This window comes from Janthinobacterium sp. FW305-129 (assembly GCF_020858115.1).
Classification (GTDB): domain Bacteria; phylum Pseudomonadota; class Gammaproteobacteria; order Burkholderiales; family Burkholderiaceae_D; genus Janthinobacterium.
This window is the reverse complement of sequence record NZ_JACYMM010000001.1, coordinates 328,964-347,976: the sequence shown is the minus strand read 5'-3', so window position 1 is coordinate 347,976 and position 19,013 is coordinate 328,964. Positions and strand designations below refer to the sequence as shown.

The window sequence follows — 19,013 nt, the reverse complement described above, 5'->3', positions numbered from 1 at the left end:
TCGGGTATGGTTTTTAATGCAAGCTGAGGACAATGTTAAGCCAGCAGCCCGCGCACACCCATAGGACACTTTCGAAGCTGCCAGTAGGACTAGTCCTGTTCGTTAGCGCACAGTTCGACTTGTTTCAGGGCAAACAAGGCGGCGATGCCCGCATCGCGGCGCCAGGCGGGCATGCCGATATCGAGCCATTCCGCCATCGCGTCCAGGTGCGATGGCTCCGAAACGCTGTGTTCGATTTCATCGAGCACCGTGTCGCGGTCAATGTACAGGCTGTCCAGCCAGGCGTCGAACGAGGGCGCCAGTTCCATCAGGCCGTGGGCGCGCTTGCCCGTCCAGTCCGGCAACTCCTGCACATAGGCCAGCACGCGGCCGCCGCCTTCGTCCGTCAAGTCCAGGTAAAGCATGGAATTGCCGCCATCGCGGGCGAAGGGCAGGATTTTCACGGGCATGTCCGCATGCTGGCGCGCCGCGCGGATTTCGCCGACCAAGGTTTCATCGCAGAAATCGCCTTCGTCGGCGCTGAAAAAGGTATTGAAGCCCATTTTTTCCACGCCGCCATTGCCGTCCGGCACATCCGTGGTGTAGTCGAACCAGGCGCCGTTGGCCGCTTGCAGGAAAGCCAGGAAGGCGGGCGGCAACGGTGCTTCCAGCAAGGTTTCGATGGCGGCGATCTGCTGCGCCGTGGGGGCAGGCTTGGCGCCCTCAAGCGCCAGGTGGCGGTACTGCGTGTAATAGGTCATCGATTATCCTTGTAATTTTCTTGCGGCCGCCACGCCATCGTCGCAGCCCGTCTCCACCTTGGCCAGTGCATCGACGAGGCCGGCCCGCAGCACGGCCATCGAGCGGGCCTTGTCATCGATCTGCGCGATCTTCGTTTCCAGCATGGCCCGCTTGGTGGCCGCATCGAGCGCATTTTCCTGCCATACAGCAATGACTTCGGCGATTTCCTTCAAGGTAAAGCCCAAGGCCTTGGCGTGGCCGATCAGCTCGATCCGCCGCAGGGCCTGCGCCGAGTACTCTTTATAGTTGTTCGTCATGCCCGGCTGCGGCGCTTCGTCCAGCAGCCCCTGGCGCTCGTAGAAGCGCACCGTGTCCTTGCTGACGCCCGTCAGGCGGGTGATTTCTCCGATGCGCATCGATTTCCCTTGACCGTAGACTAAAGACCACAGTTTACATTAGAAACACTTTCAACTACGACACTTTTGCCATGCTCCCATACGACTACACCAAGCAGACCGTGCTGATCACGGGCGCCTCGTCCGGCATCGGCCGCGTCTTTGCGGAAACTCTGGCCGCGCGCGGCGCGCATTTGCTGCTGCTGGCCCGCTCCGGCGCCGTGCTCGAGACGCTGGCCGCCGACCTTGCCAAGCGCCACGGCATCCGCGCCCACGCGCTGGTGGCGGACCTGAGCCTTCCTGGTGCCGCCCAGAACGCCCATGCGCAGGCCTGCGCGCTGGGCATGCCGCCCGACGTGCTGATCAATAATGCGGGTTTTGCCACGCATGGCAGGTTCGAGACCATCCCTCTCGCGCGACAGGCGGCCGAAGTGACCGTCAATTGCACGGCCCTGATGGAACTGACGCACTGCGCCTTGCCGCACATGCTGGCGCAAAAGCGGGGCGCCATCATCAATGTGGCGTCCACGGCGGCCCTGCAGCCCGATCCCTACATGGCGGTCTACGGCGCCAGCAAGGCTTTCGTGCTGTCGTTTTCGGAAGCGCTGTGGGCGGAAAACCGCAGCCGCGGCGTGCGCGTGCTGGCCCTGTGCCCGGGCGCCACGGAAACGGCCTTCTTTGACGTGGTGGCCGCGCCCGAAGCTGCCGTGGGCAAGCGCATGGATCCGCAAGCCGTCGTCGACGAAGCGCTGCGCGCGCTGGACCGTGGCCGCAGCAGCCACGTGGCGGGCCGTCCCAACCGCCTGCTGGCATGGCTGCCGCGCTTGCTGCCGCGCCAGACCGTGCTGGGCATCGTGGAAGGCATGCTCAAGCCACGGACTTGATGCGCATCAAAACGCCATCGTGGCGAACATGGCCAGCACGGCCGTCGCCATGACGCTGGTCGCCAGCCAGCCCAGCGCCCGCAGGCGGCGCGAAATGGTGAGCGTGCCCATGATGGCGGGGCGCGACGCCATCACCATCATCAGCACCATGATGGGCACGGAAATGACGCCATTGATGACGGCGCTCCAGTACAGGGCCTTGATGGGGTCGAGCGGCGAAAAGCACAGGGCGGCGCCCAGCATGGTGGCGCCGATGATGATGGCGTAGAACTTCTTGGCGGCCCGGGGCGCCAGTTCCAGGCTGTTTTTCCAGTGAAAGGCGCCCGCCATGGCGTAGGCGGCCGAGCCGGCCAGCACGGGAATGGCCAGCAAACCCGTGCCGATGATGCCCAGGCTGAACAGGGCGAAGGCGAACTCGCCCGCGATGGGGCGCAGGGCGGAAGCGGCCTGGGCGGAGGTATCGATGTGCGTGATGCCTTGCGCGCCCAGGGTCACGGCCGTCGTCAGCATGATGAAGAAGGCCACCAGATTGGAAAAACCCATGCCGATGGCCGTGTCCATCTTGATGCGCTGGAATTGCCGTGGCGCCTGTTCCGGCGCGCGGCGCAAGGCCTGCGCGCTGGCATCGGCCTGCAAGTCTTCCACTTCCTGCGAGGCTTGCCAAAAGAATAAATAGGGACTGATCGTGGTGCCGAACACGGCCACGATCATGGTGACCGAGGCGGCCGACCAGGCGAATTGCGGCCAGACCGTGCGCAGCGCCACTTCGCTCCAGGGTATGTGCACGGTCAGCACGGTCGCCACATAGGCCAGCAAGCCCAGGGTCAGCCATTTCAGGATGCGCACGTATTGTTGATAGGGAATGAAGACTTGCAGCAATAGCGACAGTAAACCAAAGCCGACGGCGTACAGGTGCGTGGGGCCGCCGATGATCAGGGTCAGGGCATCGCCCATGGCGGCCACGTCGGCGGCAATATTGATGACATTGGCCAGCAGCAGCAAGCCGACGATGGCGTACAGCAAGGATTTCGGATAGTGGCGGCGGATATTCGTCGCCAGTCCATGGCCGCTGACCCGGCCGATCTTGGCGCTGATGACCTGGATGCCTAGCATTAGCGGAAACGTCAGGCACACCGTCCACAGCATGCCGAAGCCGAACTGGGCGCCCGCCTGCGCATACGTGGCGATGCCGCTGGGATCGTCATCGGCCGCGCCCGTGATCAGGCCGGGGCCCAGCTTGCCCAGCCAGGTGTCGGATGGGTCGGCCCGGCCGCTGTCGGTCTGCATGCGTCGCTCCTGCGTGATGGAGCGAGCAGCGTATCACAGGCGGGCGGCGGCCAGAAGGGGCACCGCCCGGGAAATTCACGCCTCAGTAGCGGGCATCCTTGGGTTTGCCGCCCTTGGGCCAATCCTTGACCTTGTCGGGGAAGTCCGGACGGGGCATGTGGGTAAAATATTCGGCCACGTCGACGGCGTCCTGGTCGGACAGGTTGCCTTGTCCCAGCGGGAATTTCTGGCCGTGGCCCATCACCATGTTCGCCTTGACGAAGCCGGCCGCCGTGTAGGTGCGGGCCATGCCGGCGCCGATATTGAACGAGCGCTCGCCCCACAGCGGCGGGAAGGCGACGACGCCATTGGCGCCACGGATGCCTTCGCCATTCGCGCCATGGCAGACGGCGCATTGCTCGGCGTACACTTTTTTGCCATGCACGGGATCGGGCAGCAGAGCCCGGTCGATCTTCGCCACGCCGCGTCCCGCCACCTTGTCGCCCGCCTGCGTGGCACCCTTCATCCAGTCGATGTAGGCGACCATGGCCTGCAGGTCGGGGCCGTCCACGGGCAGCGGCTTGCCGTGCATGGAGCGGCGGAAGCAGCCGTTGATGCGCTCTCCCAGGCTGATGACCTTGCCGGCGCGCGGCGCTTCCGACGGGAAGAAGGCGGAAATGCCGAGGAAGGGCGAACCGCCGGCCACCGTGCCGCCATTCAGGTGGCAGCTGCTGCAATTGAGGTCGTTGCCCACGTTTTGCGGCAGCCGGGCCCGCGTTTCCGTCATCAGCTGGATGCCGTGGATCAATTGACTGGCGTTCGGATCGGCCGTCAGGGCGGCGAAGCGGGGCGTGACGAAGCCGCCCGCGTCCGGCGCCTTGAGCTTGAGCTCCTTGCGCACCTTGGCGATCTGCGCGGGCGTCACGGGCGCGCCGTGGTTGCCCCACTTGCCGCGCACAAAGGTGAGGATTTCCGCCAGTTCCGTGTCGGCCAGGCGGTCATACGCTGGCATGCCGAAGGAGCGCGGCGAGTGCTGTGTGACGGCCGACTGCCAGCCCGTCAGGGCGATGTGGATGACGGAGGTGGCGTCTTTCGACTGCACCGAGTCGTTCTGCGCCAGCGGCGGGAAGATGTTGTCCACGCCACGGCCGTCGCGGCGGTGGCAGGTGGCGCAGAACTGCAGGTAGCCGAGGCCGCCCCGCGTGTTGTACAGCGCATCGTTGCTGGCCGCCAGGACGGGCGCCGTTTTCTTCGGCGGCGCGGCCGCGCCATCCCTGGCGGGCAAGCCGTGCAGGTAGTGCGCCAGCGCGTCGAGGTCGGCATCCGTGAAGTATTGCGTGCTGTGCGTGATGACTTCCGTCATGCTGCCGGCCGCCGTGCCGAAGCTGTTGCGGCCGGTTTTCAGCAATTGCACGATGTCGCCCGGCGTCCACAGATTGCGCAGGTTCACCGCATGCCAGCCGTCGAAGGTGAAGCCGGACAGGTAGAGCTTGCCGCTGCCGCCGTCCTGGCCCATGGTTTTTTCCTGGAAAGCCACGCCGCGCGGCGTGTGGCAGGAGCCGCAATGCCCGAGCCCTTGCGCCAGGTAGCTGCCCCGGTTCCACTGGGCCGACTTGGCGCTGTCGGGCTTGAACGGCGCGTCGTCGAGGAAGACGGCATTCCACAGCGACAAGCCCCAGCGCATGCTGAACGGCCATTTCATGTCCGTTTCGCGGTTTTGCTGCGCCACGGGCGCCACGCCCCGCTGCAGATAGGCGTACAGCGCCTGCATGTCGTCGGGCGTGATCTTCGCGTAGGAAGGGTAGGGCATGGCCGGATACAGGTTGTGGCCATCGGCCGCCACGCCCTTGCGCATGGCACGGTCGAATTGCGCGAAGGTGTACGTGCCCAGGCCGGTCTTCGCGTCGGGCGTGATATTCGTGCTGTAGATGGTGCCGAACGGCGTTTTGAGTTCCAGGCCGCCGGCCATGGCGGCGCCGTTCGGGCTCGTGTGGCAGGCCACGCAGTCGCCAAGTCGGGCGACGTATTCGCCGCGCTTGATCAGTTCGGCCGACGTGACTGACGCCGCCGTCGCGCTGGCGCAGAAGACCAGCGTGCCCAGCAGTATTGCGGCAAGCCGGCTGAACATCGAGGGGGAAGAAGCAGGAGGGCGGCGCGAACCGCGGTGCTGGATGGAAATGGCGTTCATGGTGACCCTTTATTATTATGCGCAAGCTTACGCATTCGTCACCACGGCGAAAATTGGGAATTTCTTTCGAACAACTAGGTAATCTTCCCTAGTGTTTTACGCTGGAAAATCGTGTAAGGGCGCCTGCAAGCTGGCCAGGATGCGCTCGCGCAGCCAGCGGTGCGCCGGGTCCAGATGCATGCGCTCGTGCCAGACCATGGCCATTTCGTAGTCGGGCAGGGCGACGGGCGGCTCCCACGTGCGCAGCGCGCCCAGCGCATTCTTCAGCAGGCGCGACGGCAGCAAGGCCACCATGTCGGACGCTTCCAGCAAGGGCGGCACGATCAGGAAATGCGGCACGGACAGCACCACCTTGCGCGTGCGCCCCAGCTGTTCCAGGGCCGTATCGACGTTGCTGCGGAAACCGCCGCCGTTGGGCGAGACGACGATGAATTCCAGCGCGCAGAACTGGTCGAGATCGGGCGGCGATTGCAGCAGCGGATGGCCGTGGCGGCCCGCCAGCACGTAGTGCTCGGTAAACAAGGTGCGGTGGCGCAAGCCGGGCGGCGCTTCTTCCTGCGCCAGGAAACCCAGGTCGACCTGGCCCATTTCCAGGTCATGCGCCATGCGCGCCGGCACGGCTTCAAACACGGCCATGCGCGACAACGGCGCCTGCGCGCGCAAGGACGGCAGCATGGGCAGCAAGATCGCATATTCGGTGGCGTCGGCCGCCGCCAGGTTCCAGCGCACCTGGGCCGTGGCGGGATCGAACGCCGATTCGGGCTGCAAGACCTGTTCCAGCTGGGCCAGCACGGCTTGCAAGGGCGCGAACAGGGCCAGCGCCCGCGCCGTGGGCAGCATGCCGCGCGGGCCGGGCAGCAATAGCGGATCGTCGAAGGCCGCGCGCAGCTTGCCCAGCTGCACGCTGACGGAAGGCTGGCTCAGGTGGAGCCGCGCGGCCGCCCGCGTGACGTTGCGTTCAATCAACAGGGCATTCAGTGTCAGCAGCAGGTTCAGGTCCAGCTTGCGTAAATTGTCCATGACTATACCTTGTATATCAACTATTCATTTCCACTATGATAGCGCAAGCCCTACAGTTGTTCCTGTGACTTCTATTCTTCACCTTTTACAGGAACTAACTGATGCAACTCTATGAATATACAAGCTTTGATGGCTTAGGATTGGCCCAGCTGCTGCGCGAGGGCAGCGTCTCGGCCGCCGAATTGCAGGACGCGGCCCAGCGCGCCTGCGCCGCCGTCAACCCGCAGCTCAATGCCGTGGTCGAGCTGTGGCCGGCCGATTTGACTGCCATCGACCACGCGGCACCGTTCGCCGGCGTGCCCTTCCTGATCAAGGATGTGGCCGTCACGATGGCGGGCCAGCGCATCGAATACGGCAGCCGCCTGGGCGCCGGCCATATCGCCCCCTCTGATTCGCACCTGATGACGCAGTTCCGCGCAGCGGGCCTGGCGACGTTCGGCCGCACCAGCACGCCGGAAATGGCGTTTGCCACCACGACGGAACCGGTCTTATATGGCGCCACGCGCAACCCGTGGAACGTCAGCCTGAGCGCGGGCGGCTCCAGCGGCGGCGCCGCGGCGGCCGTGGCGGCCGGCATCGTGCCGCTGGCCCATGCGACGGACGCGGCCGGGTCCATCCGCGTGCCGGCCGCCTCGACGGGCCTGTTCGGCTTCAAGCCCAGCCGGGGCCGCGTCTCGAACGGCCCCGCCATGGACGAAATCTTCAGCGGCCTGGGCGTGCAGCTGGGCGTGAGCCGCAGCGTGCGCGACAGCGCCGCCTTGCTCGACTGCGTGCAGGGAATAATGCCGGGCGAACCGTATGTGACGAGCGCGCCCAACTTCACCTGGCTGTCGCAGGTGAGCGTGGCGCCGGGCAAGCTGCGCATCGCCGTGCAGCGCGTAGCCTGCAATGGCGCCCGGCCCGTGCCTGCCGTCGATGCCGCGCTGCAAGACACCGTGCGCCTGCTGGAAAGCCTGGGCCACCATGTGGAAGAAGTGGCGCCCGCGCTGGGCGTGTCGTGGCAAGCATTTATCCACGCCAATGCCGGCATCTGGTGCGCCAATCTGGTGCCGTGGATAGCTGGCCTGGCGCAGGAAAGCGGGCGCGCCGTGTCGCCCGATACGCTGGAACCGGCCACCCTGGCCTGCTACCGGTACGGGCAGACGGTGTCGGCCGTCGATGTCGTCGCCGCGCTCGGCGTGCGCAACACGGTCACGCGCCAGGCCGGTGCCTTGTTCGGCCAGTACGACATGCTGCTCACGCCCACCATGCCGGATATGCCGTGGCCGCTGGGGCGCTATGGAGAACAGCAGGAACAGCTCGATGGGCTGGGCTGGACGGCGCGCCTGTTCGAGCATTCGCCATACACGCCGCTGGCCAACGTGGCGGGCTTGCCGGCCATGTCCGTGCCGCTGGCCATGTCCAATGATGGCTTGCCGATCGGCATGCAGTTCATGGCCGGGTATGCAAACGATGGAACCTTGCTGCGCCTGGCCGGCCAGCTGGAGCGGGCGGCGCCGTGGGGGCAAAGGCGGCCGCCTGTGTGGGCGGGTAATTAAGAAGGGCGATTACAGCGCCGCGAGCTGCGCCGCGCCCCGGCTTTCCATACGAAAACGAAATCGTTCCCACAACCGGTCATGGAAGGGCAGCACGATCACGTTGCAGATCGGCTCGACCACGGCCAGCAGGCCGCCGAAGGCCATGGAACCCGTGGCCCAGTACATGACGCCGAAGGCCACGCCCATGTGCATGGCCGTCTGGCTCAGTTTTTCGCCAGCCAGGGCGGCAAAGCCCAGGCGGCTGGCCGCATAGCGGCGGCGGATCGCGTGCCAGGCTTTTTCATGCATGGGCAGCAAGCCCACGTTGATGACGGGTTCGATGATCGCGGCCAGGCCACCGAGTGCCAGCGAGCCCGTCAGCAAATAGGCGAGGCCGAAGGCGATCGACATGTGCGTGCAAACCTGGCTGAATGTTTTGATGGCGGTGAACAAGGGATGCTCCTTTCTGTTGAATTCGCTTATCCTTGATTTAGATAGTAACGATTCTCATTTACAAAAGGAAGCAAAATATTTCAACCGGATCTATAGTTTAAAACTATCACAGGAAAGACATCCATTTGCAATGATGCAAGGCACCAGTTCAGGCAACCGCCGTCGCCTGCGACCAGACGGCTTGCCAGCGCCCATCGCGCCATTCGTAGCTATCCATATGCCAGTAGCGGGCGCGGGGCACGGCGTGTCCGCCAAAGACGATTTCCAGCTGCGCCTGGTAACGCAGGACGGCGGCCGTGCCATACAGGCGCACACTGATCGCTTCCGGTTCCCAGCTCAGATAGCGCATGTGGCCGGAGGCGATGGCGCCCAGGTAGTGTTCCCGCGACAGCATGCGGCCGATGGGCGTGATCAGCTGGAAGTCGTCGGCGTGCAGGGCGCGCGCCGCTTCCGTATCGGCGGCCACGAGGGCGCGCAAACGGCAGCGTTCCGTGTGGCGCAGCAGGTCCATCTGTTGTTCTTCAGTCGGTGCGGCATTGAATTCTTGCATGGCAGTCCTGTTCGGGTAGGTGATTGACACTTTGACGGTTTTTGTCCAAAAGTCATGTTGACACTATATGACCATAGTGTCAACATGGCCGCATGACAACCGATACCCCTAAAAGCCAGCAGATCCTCGATGCGGCGCTGGCCGTGTTTTGCCGCTACGGCTACCGCAAGACGTCCATGCTCGATATCGCGCAGGCGGCCGGCATGTCGCGCGCCGCGCTGTATTTGCACTTCAAGAACAAGGAAGACGTGTTCCGCGCCGGCTCCGAACGGGCCCATGCGACCGTGATGGCGCACGTGGCGGCGGCACTGGCCGAGCCCCGTCCCGTTCTTGCGCGCATCGAAACGGCGCTGCTGGCATTCCAGCAAGGCTTGATGGCGGAAATTTCGGCCAGTGCCCACGGACAGGAGTTGTTCGACGCCAACATGACCCTCGCCGCCGGCATCACCTTGACGGCGCGGGCAACTTTGGTGGCGTCGCTGGCCGGCGCGCTGGAACAGGCCGAAGCGGCGGGCGACATCGCGCTGCGCCGGGTGGACGCGACTGCCGCGCAAGTGGCCGCCTTGCTGGTGGCCGCCATGGATGGCATCAAGCACACGCAAGGGGGAGGGGAGGCGTTGCGCCAGTGCATTGCGCTGCAGATGCGCGTGCTGGGCGCGGCGCTGCTGCGCATGTGAGCGGCAAAGCCCGCATGCGCAGTCGGGCAATGCCGCTTACGGCAAGGTTTTCAGGACATTCTTCGTCGGCACGGAGAAGTTATAGCCGTCGTGGCGGTCCCAGTTGATCGACCACGTCATCACGCCGCGGAAGTCCGGATACGCCTGCAACGGCTTGATGGTGCCGCAGTTGAGCAGGCGCGTCAGGCAATTCAGGGCATTGCTGACGTCGGCATTCGTCGTGAAGCCGGAGCCGGCCGAGCTGCGGCCCGACGGCACGCCGAAGCCCACCTGGTCCGGACGCAAGCCGGCGAAGGTATTGCCGCCATAGTTAAAACCCTCGATCAGCATGCGCGCCGTGGCCACCAGCTGGTCGGCCGAACCCGCCTTGATGGCGCCCGTGGCGTACGGCGTGTAGATGTCGCCATTGTTGTAGTACTGCGGATGCAGCACCGTCAGCTCGCTGCGCAAGGCATTGATGATGGGAATGTAGGCGCCCCAGATGCTGCCGTAGCTCGTGTAGCCCCCCTCCACGTACACCCATTCCGGCGCCATCGACAAATAAAAGCTGCTGCCGACCTTGGTTTTCAGGTTTTTCACGGCGATCGGCAGATAGGTCTGGATGGCCGCGCCTTGCGCCACGCCGTTTTCCAGGTCCAGGTCGATGCCGTCAAAACCGTATTTGGTGATGATGGCGTACAGGCTGTTGGTGAAATTCGTTGCTTCGGCCGTGTTGCCGACGGAAACGGAACCGTTTTGCCCGCCCAGCGACAGGATGACTTTCTTTCCCTTGGCCCGCTTGGCCGCCACGTCGGCGATGAATTGCGCTTCCGTGCCCGCGCCCGGATCGATGGTCAGGCTGACATTGCCGCCGCCCGCGTTGTCGCCGAACGAGACGACGATCACGTCCCAGTCGTCGCTGACCTGACTGATCGGATAGGTGGCGCCGCTGGGGTTGGTGAAGTTGTGCCAGTAGCCGATCAGCGCGTGCTTCGCCAGGCCGGTGGGCGTCGGCGTCGGCGTCGGGGTAGGAGTTGGCGTGGGTGTCGGAGTTGGTGTAGGAGTCGGTGTAGGTGTAGGTGTAGGTGTAGGTGTAGGTGTAGGTGTAGGTGTAGGTGTAGGTGTAGGTGTCGGAGTTGGCGTAGGCGTTGGGGTGGGAGTCGGTGTCGGTGTCGGCGTTGGTGTCGGCGTGCCGCAGTCTCCCACCACCGTCCATGGCTGGCCGCTGCCGGCGCCGCCGCTGCTGGTCGACGGGTTATTGCCTTGCGTCCACCAGTTGGCCGTGTAATTGACGTTGTTGTAGCTGGCCTTGCCGCCGCCGTTGTAGGCGGTGCCGCTGTTCCATGGCGTGTAGCAGGCGACCGCTTCGGCGGCGCCGGCCAGCAGCTGGCTCGCGCCCCCGCTGGATCCGTCGCCGCTGCCGCCGCCGCAAGCGGCCAGGGTGCCGCCGAAGAGGGTAAGGATGAGGGTATTCATGACTGTCCGGTTCATTGCATCTCCTTGTGTTTTTTTTCATGGCCGAGCCGGTTTATCACCGTCCGATTTTTCAGAGTGCAAGCATTGCAAGTGGTAGTCAACTGGTTTTATTCTTTGCGCAAGATCACAATACCAGTCGAAGTCTTTCCCCAGAGGATGGGCGATGCGGGCCATACCAGTGCCTGTTTTCGAGTGTGCTGGTATGGTGTACGCAAGTGCGCCGGGAGCAGGGCGGGGAAGGGAGGAGGACGCCGGGCAGGCTCTTGCGGCTGCTACGGCGCTGTTTCCTTGCGTAAATCGGCATACGGCACGCGCGACAGGTCCAGCAGCATCTGCGTCAAGGTCACGGTTTCGCGCTGCATCAGCCGGTAATCCGTCTGGGTCACCGTGCCGATGCCATAGCTGAACTGGTAGGTCGGCGCCTTGACGTAACTCATCATAGGTATGCCTTGCGCAGCCCGCAACGTCCGGCCTGCATCGAGCCAGGCGGCACCCTTCGCACAGCCATCGCCGCCGGCATTGGCTGGCGGCAGCACGAACGCGGGTGCCACATTGGCGCGCCTGAGCATGGCGGATGCTGCATCCATCAGGGCCGGTGTGCGCGGCGAAAACAGGGCGGCCGGCTCGGACCTGCCCGTGAGATGCAGGTAGCCGTCGCTGTCGGGCAGCACTTCCATCGCCCCCAGTTGCCCGATGGTGAGCATCGCGGCCATGCGCTGCGTCAAGCCGTCGTCCTTGTGCCGGTCCATGAACTGCCCGATGCCCGCGCCGCCCGCGAGATGACCGCCCGTCAGCAGCAGCATGACGCTGCGCGGCAAGCTGTCCTGCGGCAGGCGCGTCAGGTACTGGGCCATGTCGACGATGGCGTTCGGCCCATTGGTTTCCAGCCCGTTCGTGCCATCCGTATAGCTGTTGAGTACCATCAATTCCTCGGACTTGCCGGGGATGATGCCGATCAAATTGCGCGTCTGCACCTGCCGCACGGTGGCCGCCATGGTCAGCCGCAGGACAGGCGCCGTGCCCGCCAGCACGCGGTCGCGCAGGCGCTGACCACGGCCGCGGTCGACAAACACGCCCGGCAGCTGGCGCACCACGCCGTCGCACGGCGCATACAGACCGTCCGCCGACAAGGAAGGCGTATCCAGAATCACGATCACGCCCGCCGCGCCGGCCGCCTGCAGGCTGTCCAGCAAAGCGATGAACGGCCCCAGCATCTGGAACGGGCGCGCATATGGCGTGTCCGGCTCCATGGCGTGGTCCGGATCGTGGACGTGCATGGCCGCCTGGTGAAAAACCTGGCCCGTCCACGCCGCTTTGGGCATCTCGACGAGCACCAGCTTGCCCGCCAGGCTGGCATCCGGCTTGCTATCTGGCGCCAGGTAGACGATGCGTCCCGCAATGCCGGACGGCGGCGTGACGCCCGAATACGGAATGTAGCCAGCCGAAGGCAGCACGCCGGGCCGCTCGCCATCGAGCACTTCCAGGCCCCAGTGTTCCGCCTCCACCGACCATTGCCGCAAGTTCACCGGTTCAAAGCGCAGTTGTTTGACACCGGCGCGCAGCAGACGTTCATGCAGCGCGTCGATATAGGCTTCATGCCGGGGCGATCCCGTGGCGCGCAAGTTGCGCTCGTCGAGGTCGTATTGCCAGTCCACCAGCTGTTTCCTGGACAGCAATTGCGCGGCGTCGACCGTCACGGCAGCCGATGCAGGCAGGGCGCGCGCAGGCCATGGACCAGGCTTGCTGGCACAGGCGGACAAAGCTGCCGTGACAGCCAGCGCGGCGCCCACGCGCAGCAGACAGCGTGAAAGTTGGCAGGACGACAGCAAGGCGCGACGTGCCTGCGCCACGGAAATATCTTGAGACTTTACTTTCGTATTTACCTGTAAAAACTTGATTTCATTGTCATGTTTAGTCGAAAAAATCATCGAAGAAGTCAAGGCATGCCCGGCAAAGAGATAAGGCGGGCAATCTTACACGAGCAAGTCCCGGCACGCAGATTCTGCTGGAGCCACAAACATTGCGCTGTGCCGTCGACGCACCGCATCCGCCGTGCCATGCCTGGCCGAGTCCATCGACATGATCCACATGGACAGGCTGGCCACGGCGCCATCCAAATACGCTGGCGCACGGCAACCGTGGCAGATCGCGGCCGAAGTTGCGCGGTCACACAAACACGCCAGACCTGCGGCCAGGCACGACGCAAACCAGCGCTGCAACCTGGCAGGCCAGCGCGCAGACAGAACCGGCGGCATTGCACCGGTAGACGGGTGCGAAGCGCGCGGCAGCAAACGCCAGGAATCCTGCATGCCAGCCTGGAGGTGGCCAGCGTATCGAAGCACAAAGGGAGTGCGCGAAACCATGGGGAAAAAGTCCCGGCGCCAGGGGATGCGCAAAGGGCTAAAATCGCATTTGCGATTGTACAAGTTGCAAAAAGGGGCATTTGACGAATTCGCCCATAACTTCGCATAATTTATATTATGTCAAATGAAGGATCGAGGAGATCACTACTCATGGTAGTAATCTTTGCTCCCCTATACGTTACTTCTTATCAGATTGAGATAGCTTGATGATTTGCCATTTGTTGTGACTCAAATTCTTCGCGTACACGTACCAACTTATCCCTTTGCTCACGTAGCAAGCTACCGCGATTCCACTCTCCTTTTTTCGGAATTGGTGTCGGCAAGCCCGCATGTACACGGAGCTGCTTCACTAGTTCATCCACTTCAAGTCCAAGCTCAGCAAATCCATGTTGTCGCTCCCAGAAAAAGTCCGCGTAATCTGGTGGGTAGTCATACTCGAAAACTCCAGCTATCTGGTTCGCTAGCTGCTCGGTTTGGTATGGAAGATTAAGAATGCGGTACATTAAGCCGGTCGGAAGTACTTTCCAATCTACCTTCAAATCGAGTGGATCAAAAGATGGTAAGTTCACGGTAATCGCGTGAAACTCGCCTCTTTCCCCTGCTGGTCGACCATTACTTGTACCGTCATCTTGCGCAACATCCAAGCAACAATTTGCATACCTGTCGAGATGAGCAATTACAAGGATCGCAAGATAACTGGATTCTTTTCTGATACGGTCGTTCTCCCTCTCTCTCTCTCTCTCCGGCCGGTTAATTGCCCGCCAAGCCAAACGCCCCCAAGCCCAGATAATGCTGAAATAACGCTAGGTAAGAAATTCCAATCGTAAGCCATGTGCACTTCCTTTTTCGTTATGAAGGGGGAACTAAGTTTTATGCTACTCATTAAATCATCCGTTAAGGATAGAGATCCCAATGCGTTCCATGCCGAATAATGGTATCCGGCGGAACTACCACCGAGAGAGGCACATGAGAAAAATCTTCATTTTTTTTCAAATAAAAATTATCAATTGTTTCATCAAACTCAAAAGACATTTCTGCGCGCTGATGAGACTGAAGACGATGAAATCTTACAAGAGCTACCGGCTTACCGTAAATAAAATCAGGTATAGCATCTTTTATCTTCTCACTTCGCCGCCGCTCAACTTCAGCACCTTCCATTGTTTCGGCCGCCAAGTGAACAATTGAAGGCTTGTCTATTGGCATTTGGCTCACTGCTTCAGACAGCAATTTGGTGACATCTTTTGCGCGTTTATCTAGGGAAATTTCCGAATCGATATCGCGTGTAAATCCACATGCAAACCTTACTTCATCCACATACATGCCTAGTTCCACCAGCTCACAGCCGGCAACATGGCTTACTTTTACATTTTGTAGCATCGTGACAGCCGAATTTTCTGGCGCCCAATCACCGCCGATTACCTTCGTAAGCATTGCAGAATTTAGTTTTACCCTAAATTCTCTCATGTGCTCAGCGATACTCTTCTGGTCAATTAGCCGTGCTTGAATGGTAGCAAATTCATTTTTAATGAGAGTATTCACACCACGCTGGATAGGTAATGATATCTTCCATAAATCTGATAAAAATTTATCGGGTAAATCCTCAGGTGGGACGTGAAAAGTTCCTTTAAACCATATCCACTGTCCATTCTCAATCAAAATATCTTTGGCGTTATCCCATAACCGTAGAAATTGATTACGTTCTTTTTCAGAGTATTGAGTACTGCGAGACAAACGTTTGCATTCAACAAAAAACTCTTGTTTTCCTCTAGTTACTCGCATGTCAGGTGTTTTTTTTCCGCGAGTTTCCTCAATAAACGTAACGTCCCAACCATTGCTGGCGTAAGATAATGCAACTAATAGTTCAAAAAATAGTCCATCAGGATTATTTTTATAGCCATGTAACATCTCATCTAATTTTCTATCAATGCCGACAACCTTATGTGCATGCATCCATCGAGATCCCAAGGATTGAAAAAATGGCAATATGCGCTGTGATTGGCTTGCATCTGTGCAAAATGGGTCATCGATATCTTGCTCACATAAGAATAAATACCATCCCATTTCATCCTTTTGGACTCGAATAGCTTGCGCATTTTCAAGCTCGTTTGTCTTCAAGCGATTTCGGATCGAATCCTGAATCGCAGCTCTACGCGCTTTCCACTTATCCTCTCCTAATCGGTCCATGAAGGCCTTCAATCCGACCTTAAGTGCGATACGAACTGGGTCATCTTCCCGAACACCAAGCGCAGTACTAAGCCGCAGCTTATCCCTTTTAATCGCCAACTTTTCGCGCTGTTCTGCTGTTCCTCGCTTACGTGCTTCTCCCATTTAGTTTCTTTCTATTTTTAAGTTAACCAGCCCAATTAATTTTCATTAAAAATTCGTTCGAATATAGTGAATATATTATATTTCATTCTAACATCTATATTTTTATTTGCCTAATAATCAATTTCCACATCAAAGTATTTATGTGTCAAAATCACCACGCCTAGCTCGTTCGCAAATTCCATGACAACGAAATTCGTCTTTAAAACATCGTTCGCATACTCTTAAACGAAGGCAATACCTAGCTTGCTGTACAGCCCATTTTGGCACCCCAAGCATATACATGAAATCGCCAAGCATCCTAGTGCGATTAACCGCCCGCCAGTTGGTTCGCCTGGAATTGCGGATGATCCAGTACTGATTGCGAAACTCATCCTCAATTTGCTCAAGTATCCGCAGTGAATTAGCATCAAAATTTGCCATGTCACGTCCCTCCTCCCCGTCAATCAAGGTGGAGTAACTGTCAGAAAGGACAATCGTCCACCGCTTGTGGAAATCCAGGCGCGGTCGCCAGGTACACGACGCCGAGATTGTTATTGCACCAGGTCTGCAAGCCGTCCATGCAATGGCCAGAAAGCGCCTGGAATGCGACCTGCGCAGCGCGCAGCATGTTTGTACAAAACGGCACCCGCCATACTTCGACTTCCGGCACCACGATGCCCCTGGAGCGGAAGTAGCGTTTCTGGTCAAGCGCCCTGCACTGCATTTCCTTGCCGCAGTATTTCGCTATGTAACTGGCAATCTTGTGCGCCCCGGCCACGCCAAAGCCGAAACGGTGCTGGTCGCGGATGTGGAATTGGCGCCTCTGGCTATAAAATTACCCTGACGACATTTCAAGCCTAGGCGCTAGCGACACCACAAATGATGCCCCGGAGAAATCCAAACAATCCCCCACGGCAGCCCATGCCATCGGTACTCCGGCGTGTCATTTGGCAAAATACAAAACGTAATGATTCTCATTTATAGTATAGTGCGCACAGTTTTTCTTCTTATAACCTTGCGCCCATGCCATCGATGCCGACCTTACGCCCCGCTCCAGCCTTTGCCCACCATCCCCTCGCCGCCCGCCTGATCCTTGGCGGCCTGCTCCTTGCCAGCGTCCCTCCGTGCGCGCTGGCGCAAACGCTTGCCGGCACGCCGAACGCGCTGGCCACCGTGGTCGTCACGGGCCAGGCCGAGGCCGATGCGGGCGGACAGATCGCCAAGAGCGCGCGGGCCGGCATGCTGGGCGAAAAAGACTTGCTCGATACGCCCTTCAGCGTCAACAGCTACACCAGCCAGCGCATGCTGGACCAGCAGGCGCTTACCCTGGCCGAGGTGCTGGGCGGCGACCCGTCCACGCGCTTCACGGGCCAGATCGGCGGCGTCACGGATTCCTTCTTCATCCGCGGCTTCCCCCTGAACGAAGGCAATTTGAGCGAAGTGGCGTTCGACGGCGTGTATGGCGTGTCGCCCAATTACCATTTATTTACGGAATATCTGCAAAGCGTCGAGGTGCTCAAGGGGCCGGCTGCCTTGCTGTACGGCATGTCGCCGAATGGCGGCGTGGGCGGCGTCGTCAACGCCGTGCCGAAACGCTCGCTGCCACGCGACCTGACGCGATTGACCTTCGATTACGGTTCCAGCGCGCAGCTGGGCGCCGCCATCGACGTCAGCCGCCGCTTCGGCGAGGAGCGGCGCTTCGGCATCCGCTTCAACGGCTTGCACCGCCAGGGCAAGACGCCGCTCGACCACCAAAGCTCGCGCGCGGAAGTGGCGGCCGTCGCGCTCGATTACCAGGGCCAGCGGCTGCGCGCCTCGCTTGACGTGATCGAGCAATACCAGTGGATCGACGCACCCACGCGCCCCTTCCTGGTTAGCGCGCGCCTGCCCGTGCCGGCAGCGCCCGATGGCCGGCGCAATATCGCCCAGTCCTGGGGCTGGTGGAAGTCCAACGACCTGGCCACCCTGGGCAAGGTCGAGTACGACCTGAACGACAACCTTGCCGTCTTCGCCGACGTGGGCGGCACGCGCTCCGACGTGTCGCGCTATTCGGACCAGACGCCGACCATCACCAGCGCAGCGGGCGACATGACAGTCACGCCCATGAACTGGAAATTCCGCGTGCGGCGCGCCAGCGGCGACACGGGCGTGCGCGCGCGCTTTCGCACGGGCGGCGTCGAGCATGCGCTGGTCGTGATGGGCAATGTCTACCGCGACGAATTTGGCAGCGTGAGCAATTCCGGCAAGCTCATCACCTCGAATATCTACCACCCCGTGGCCGTGGCCGACCCCGGCGTACCCGCGCCGGCCCGCGCGCCGAAGTTGTCCGCCTCTACCCTTTCCAGCCTGGCCGTGGCCGATACGCTGGACATGCTGGACCGGCGCGTCCAGCTGACCCTGGGCGTGCGCCGCCAGCTGGTCGAATCGAAGAACTACCACGCCGCCAGCGGCGCCCTCACCACGCATTACAAGCAAGGCGCGCTGACGCCGCTGGCCGGCATCGTCGTCAAGCCGTTGCGCCACGTGTCGCTGTACGCGAACTATATCGAGGGATTGAGCAAGGGCGATATCGCGCCGAACATCGCCGATAACGCGGGCCAGGTCTTCGCGCCCTACAAGAGCAAGCAGTATGAAGTGGGCACGAAGGCCGATTTCGGCGTGGTGCTGGCGACCCTGGCCGTATTCCAGGTGAGCAAACCCAGCGGCCAGCTGTATGGCAAGGTGTACAGCATGGACAGCGAACAGCGCAACCGGGGCCTGGAGCTGAACCTGTCCGGCGCCGCCAGCAAGGCCGTGCGCCTGCTTGCCGGCGTGACCCTGCTCGACGGGCGCCTCGTCAAAACCAACAGCGCCGCCACCATGGGCAAGCGCCCCGTGGGCGTGCCGACGTCCATGGCCAACCTGGGCGGCGAATGGGATTTGCCGTACTGGCCGGGCCTGACGGCCACGGGCGCCGTCAGCTACACGAGCAAACAGTTTGTCGACCAGACGAATCTGCAATCGGTGCCGTCGTGGACCAAGGTCGACCTGGGCCTGCGCTACCGCACGGCCATCGCCGGCAAGGCGACGACCTTGCGCGGCGGGCTGATGAACGCATTCGACCGCCATTACTGGGCCGGCGTGGCTTCATATGGCACCGTGTCGCAATCGGCACCCCGGACGGTGCAACTGTCGGCTGCCGTGGATTTCTGACGCGGCGGGCAGCCTGGCCGGCCGAA

The 19,013-nt window shown here is 61.4% G+C and carries 16 protein-coding genes; 4 read left to right on the top strand and 12 right to left on the bottom strand.

Annotation, left to right across the window (positions count from 1 at the left end):
- Positions 1-89 precede the first annotated feature (89 nt).
- Positions 90-740, bottom strand: coding sequence for an SMI1/KNR4 family protein (locus IGS61_RS01525; RefSeq protein WP_230537832.1), 651 nt, complete (start codon positions 738-740; stop codon positions 90-92).
- Positions 741-743: 3 nt separating this feature from the next.
- Positions 744-1,136 (bottom strand): MerR family transcriptional regulator, encoded by a 393-nt coding sequence (locus IGS61_RS01520; protein WP_230537831.1) that lies wholly within the window; start codon positions 1,134-1,136, stop codon positions 744-746.
- A gap of 71 nt (positions 1,137-1,207) precedes the next feature.
- On the opposite strand from IGS61_RS01520, the gene IGS61_RS01515 reads away from it, so the two are divergent.
- The gene (locus IGS61_RS01515) at positions 1,208-1,999 is read left to right on the top strand and encodes an SDR family NAD(P)-dependent oxidoreductase (protein ID WP_230537830.1); all 792 of its coding nucleotides are present in this window, start codon (positions 1,208-1,210) and stop codon (positions 1,997-1,999) included.
- A 6-nt stretch (positions 2,000-2,005) separates the two neighbouring features.
- Here the strand turns inward: IGS61_RS01515 and IGS61_RS01510 are convergent, their stop codons facing one another.
- From IGS61_RS01510 to IGS61_RS01500, 3 genes are all read right to left on the bottom strand, one after another.
- Positions 2,006-3,286: an NRAMP family divalent metal transporter gene (locus tag IGS61_RS01510; protein ID WP_230537829.1), complete on the bottom strand. Its 1,281-nt coding sequence runs from the start codon at positions 3,284-3,286 to the stop codon at positions 2,006-2,008.
- An 82-nt stretch (positions 3,287-3,368) separates the two neighbouring features.
- Positions 3,369-5,453, bottom strand: a complete 2,085-nt coding sequence (locus IGS61_RS01505; RefSeq protein ID WP_230537827.1) for a c-type cytochrome — start codon at positions 5,451-5,453, stop codon at positions 3,369-3,371.
- 96 nt (positions 5,454-5,549) lie between these two features.
- A complete protein-coding gene (locus IGS61_RS01500; protein ID WP_230537824.1) occupies positions 5,550-6,473 on the bottom strand; it encodes a LysR family transcriptional regulator in 924 nt (307 codons plus the stop codon).
- A 101-nt stretch (positions 6,474-6,574) separates the two neighbouring features.
- Between IGS61_RS01500 and IGS61_RS01495 the strand changes: the two genes are divergently transcribed.
- The gene (locus IGS61_RS01495) at positions 6,575-8,011 is read left to right on the top strand and encodes an amidase (RefSeq protein WP_230537819.1); all 1,437 of its coding nucleotides are present in this window, start codon (positions 6,575-6,577) and stop codon (positions 8,009-8,011) included.
- A gap of 9 nt (positions 8,012-8,020) precedes the next feature.
- On the opposite strand, the gene IGS61_RS01490 is transcribed toward IGS61_RS01495, so the two are convergent.
- Together IGS61_RS01490 and IGS61_RS01485 are read right to left on the bottom strand one after the other, a co-directional pair.
- A complete protein-coding gene (locus tag IGS61_RS01490) occupies positions 8,021-8,443 on the bottom strand; it encodes a DUF2061 domain-containing protein (RefSeq protein ID WP_230537817.1) in 423 nt (140 codons plus the stop codon).
- Positions 8,444-8,591: 148 nt separating this feature from the next.
- The gene (locus tag IGS61_RS01485; protein WP_230537811.1) at positions 8,592-8,993 is read right to left on the bottom strand and encodes a nuclear transport factor 2 family protein; all 402 of its coding nucleotides are present in this window, start codon (positions 8,991-8,993) and stop codon (positions 8,592-8,594) included.
- 92 nt (positions 8,994-9,085) lie between these two features.
- On the opposite strand from IGS61_RS01485, the gene IGS61_RS01480 reads away from it, so the two are divergent.
- Positions 9,086-9,670: a TetR/AcrR family transcriptional regulator gene (locus IGS61_RS01480; RefSeq protein ID WP_230537809.1), complete on the top strand. Its 585-nt coding sequence runs from the start codon at positions 9,086-9,088 to the stop codon at positions 9,668-9,670.
- A gap of 36 nt (positions 9,671-9,706) precedes the next feature.
- On the opposite strand, the gene IGS61_RS01475 is transcribed toward IGS61_RS01480, so the two are convergent.
- The 5 genes from IGS61_RS01475 to IGS61_RS01455 all read right to left on the bottom strand — a co-directional run bounded on the left by IGS61_RS01475 (position 9,707) and on the right by IGS61_RS01455 (position 16,573).
- The gene (locus tag IGS61_RS01475; RefSeq protein ID WP_230537807.1) at positions 9,707-11,125 is read right to left on the bottom strand and encodes a chitinase; all 1,419 of its coding nucleotides are present in this window, start codon (positions 11,123-11,125) and stop codon (positions 9,707-9,709) included.
- A gap of 272 nt (positions 11,126-11,397) precedes the next feature.
- The gene (locus tag IGS61_RS01470; protein ID WP_230537805.1) at positions 11,398-12,975 is read right to left on the bottom strand and encodes a PA domain-containing protein; all 1,578 of its coding nucleotides are present in this window, start codon (positions 12,973-12,975) and stop codon (positions 11,398-11,400) included.
- Positions 12,976-13,676: 701 nt separating this feature from the next.
- Entirely contained in the window at positions 13,677-14,132 is a 456-nt protein-coding gene (locus IGS61_RS01465; protein WP_230537787.1) for a hypothetical protein, read from the bottom strand.
- Positions 14,133-14,382: 250 nt separating this feature from the next.
- Positions 14,383-15,816, bottom strand: a complete 1,434-nt coding sequence (locus IGS61_RS01460) for a hypothetical protein (RefSeq protein ID WP_230537775.1) — start codon at positions 15,814-15,816, stop codon at positions 14,383-14,385.
- A gap of 460 nt (positions 15,817-16,276) precedes the next feature.
- Positions 16,277-16,573: a hypothetical protein gene (locus IGS61_RS01455; RefSeq protein ID WP_230537767.1), complete on the bottom strand. Its 297-nt coding sequence runs from the start codon at positions 16,571-16,573 to the stop codon at positions 16,277-16,279.
- A gap of 254 nt (positions 16,574-16,827) precedes the next feature.
- Between IGS61_RS01455 and IGS61_RS01450 the strand changes: the two genes are divergently transcribed.
- Positions 16,828-18,987, top strand: coding sequence for a TonB-dependent receptor (locus IGS61_RS01450; RefSeq protein ID WP_230537761.1), 2,160 nt, complete (start codon positions 16,828-16,830; stop codon positions 18,985-18,987).
- The last annotated feature ends 26 nt before the right edge of the window (positions 18,988-19,013 follow it).

What these genes read in the sequence shown, in the direction of transcription:
- IGS61_RS01525 (WP_230537832.1), bottom strand. Translation starts at nt 740, where the DNA reads ATGACCTATTACACGCAGTACCGCCACCTGGCGCTTGAGGGCGCCAAG.
- IGS61_RS01520 (WP_230537831.1), bottom strand. Translation starts at nt 1,136, where the DNA reads ATGCGCATCGGAGAAATCACCCGCCTGACGGGCGTCAGCAAGGACACG.
- IGS61_RS01515 (WP_230537830.1), top strand. Translation starts at nt 1,208, where the DNA reads ATGCTCCCATACGACTACACCAAGCAGACCGTGCTGATCACGGGCGCC.
- IGS61_RS01510 (WP_230537829.1), bottom strand. Translation starts at nt 3,286, where the DNA reads ATGCAGACCGACAGCGGCCGGGCCGACCCATCCGACACCTGGCTGGGC.
- IGS61_RS01505 (WP_230537827.1), bottom strand. Translation starts at nt 5,453, where the DNA reads ATGAACGCCATTTCCATCCAGCACCGCGGTTCGCGCCGCCCTCCTGCT.
- IGS61_RS01500 (WP_230537824.1), bottom strand. Translation starts at nt 6,473, where the DNA reads ATGGACAATTTACGCAAGCTGGACCTGAACCTGCTGCTGACACTGAAT.
- IGS61_RS01495 (WP_230537819.1), top strand. Translation starts at nt 6,575, where the DNA reads ATGCAACTCTATGAATATACAAGCTTTGATGGCTTAGGATTGGCCCAG.
- IGS61_RS01485 (WP_230537811.1), bottom strand. Translation starts at nt 8,993, where the DNA reads ATGCAAGAATTCAATGCCGCACCGACTGAAGAACAACAGATGGACCTG.
- IGS61_RS01480 (WP_230537809.1), top strand. Translation starts at nt 9,086, where the DNA reads ATGACAACCGATACCCCTAAAAGCCAGCAGATCCTCGATGCGGCGCTG.
- IGS61_RS01475 (WP_230537807.1), bottom strand. Translation starts at nt 11,125, where the DNA reads ATGAATACCCTCATCCTTACCCTCTTCGGCGGCACCCTGGCCGCTTGC.
- IGS61_RS01460 (WP_230537775.1), bottom strand. Translation starts at nt 15,816, where the DNA reads ATGGGAGAAGCACGTAAGCGAGGAACAGCAGAACAGCGCGAAAAGTTG.
- IGS61_RS01450 (WP_230537761.1), top strand. Translation starts at nt 16,828, where the DNA reads ATGCCGACCTTACGCCCCGCTCCAGCCTTTGCCCACCATCCCCTCGCC.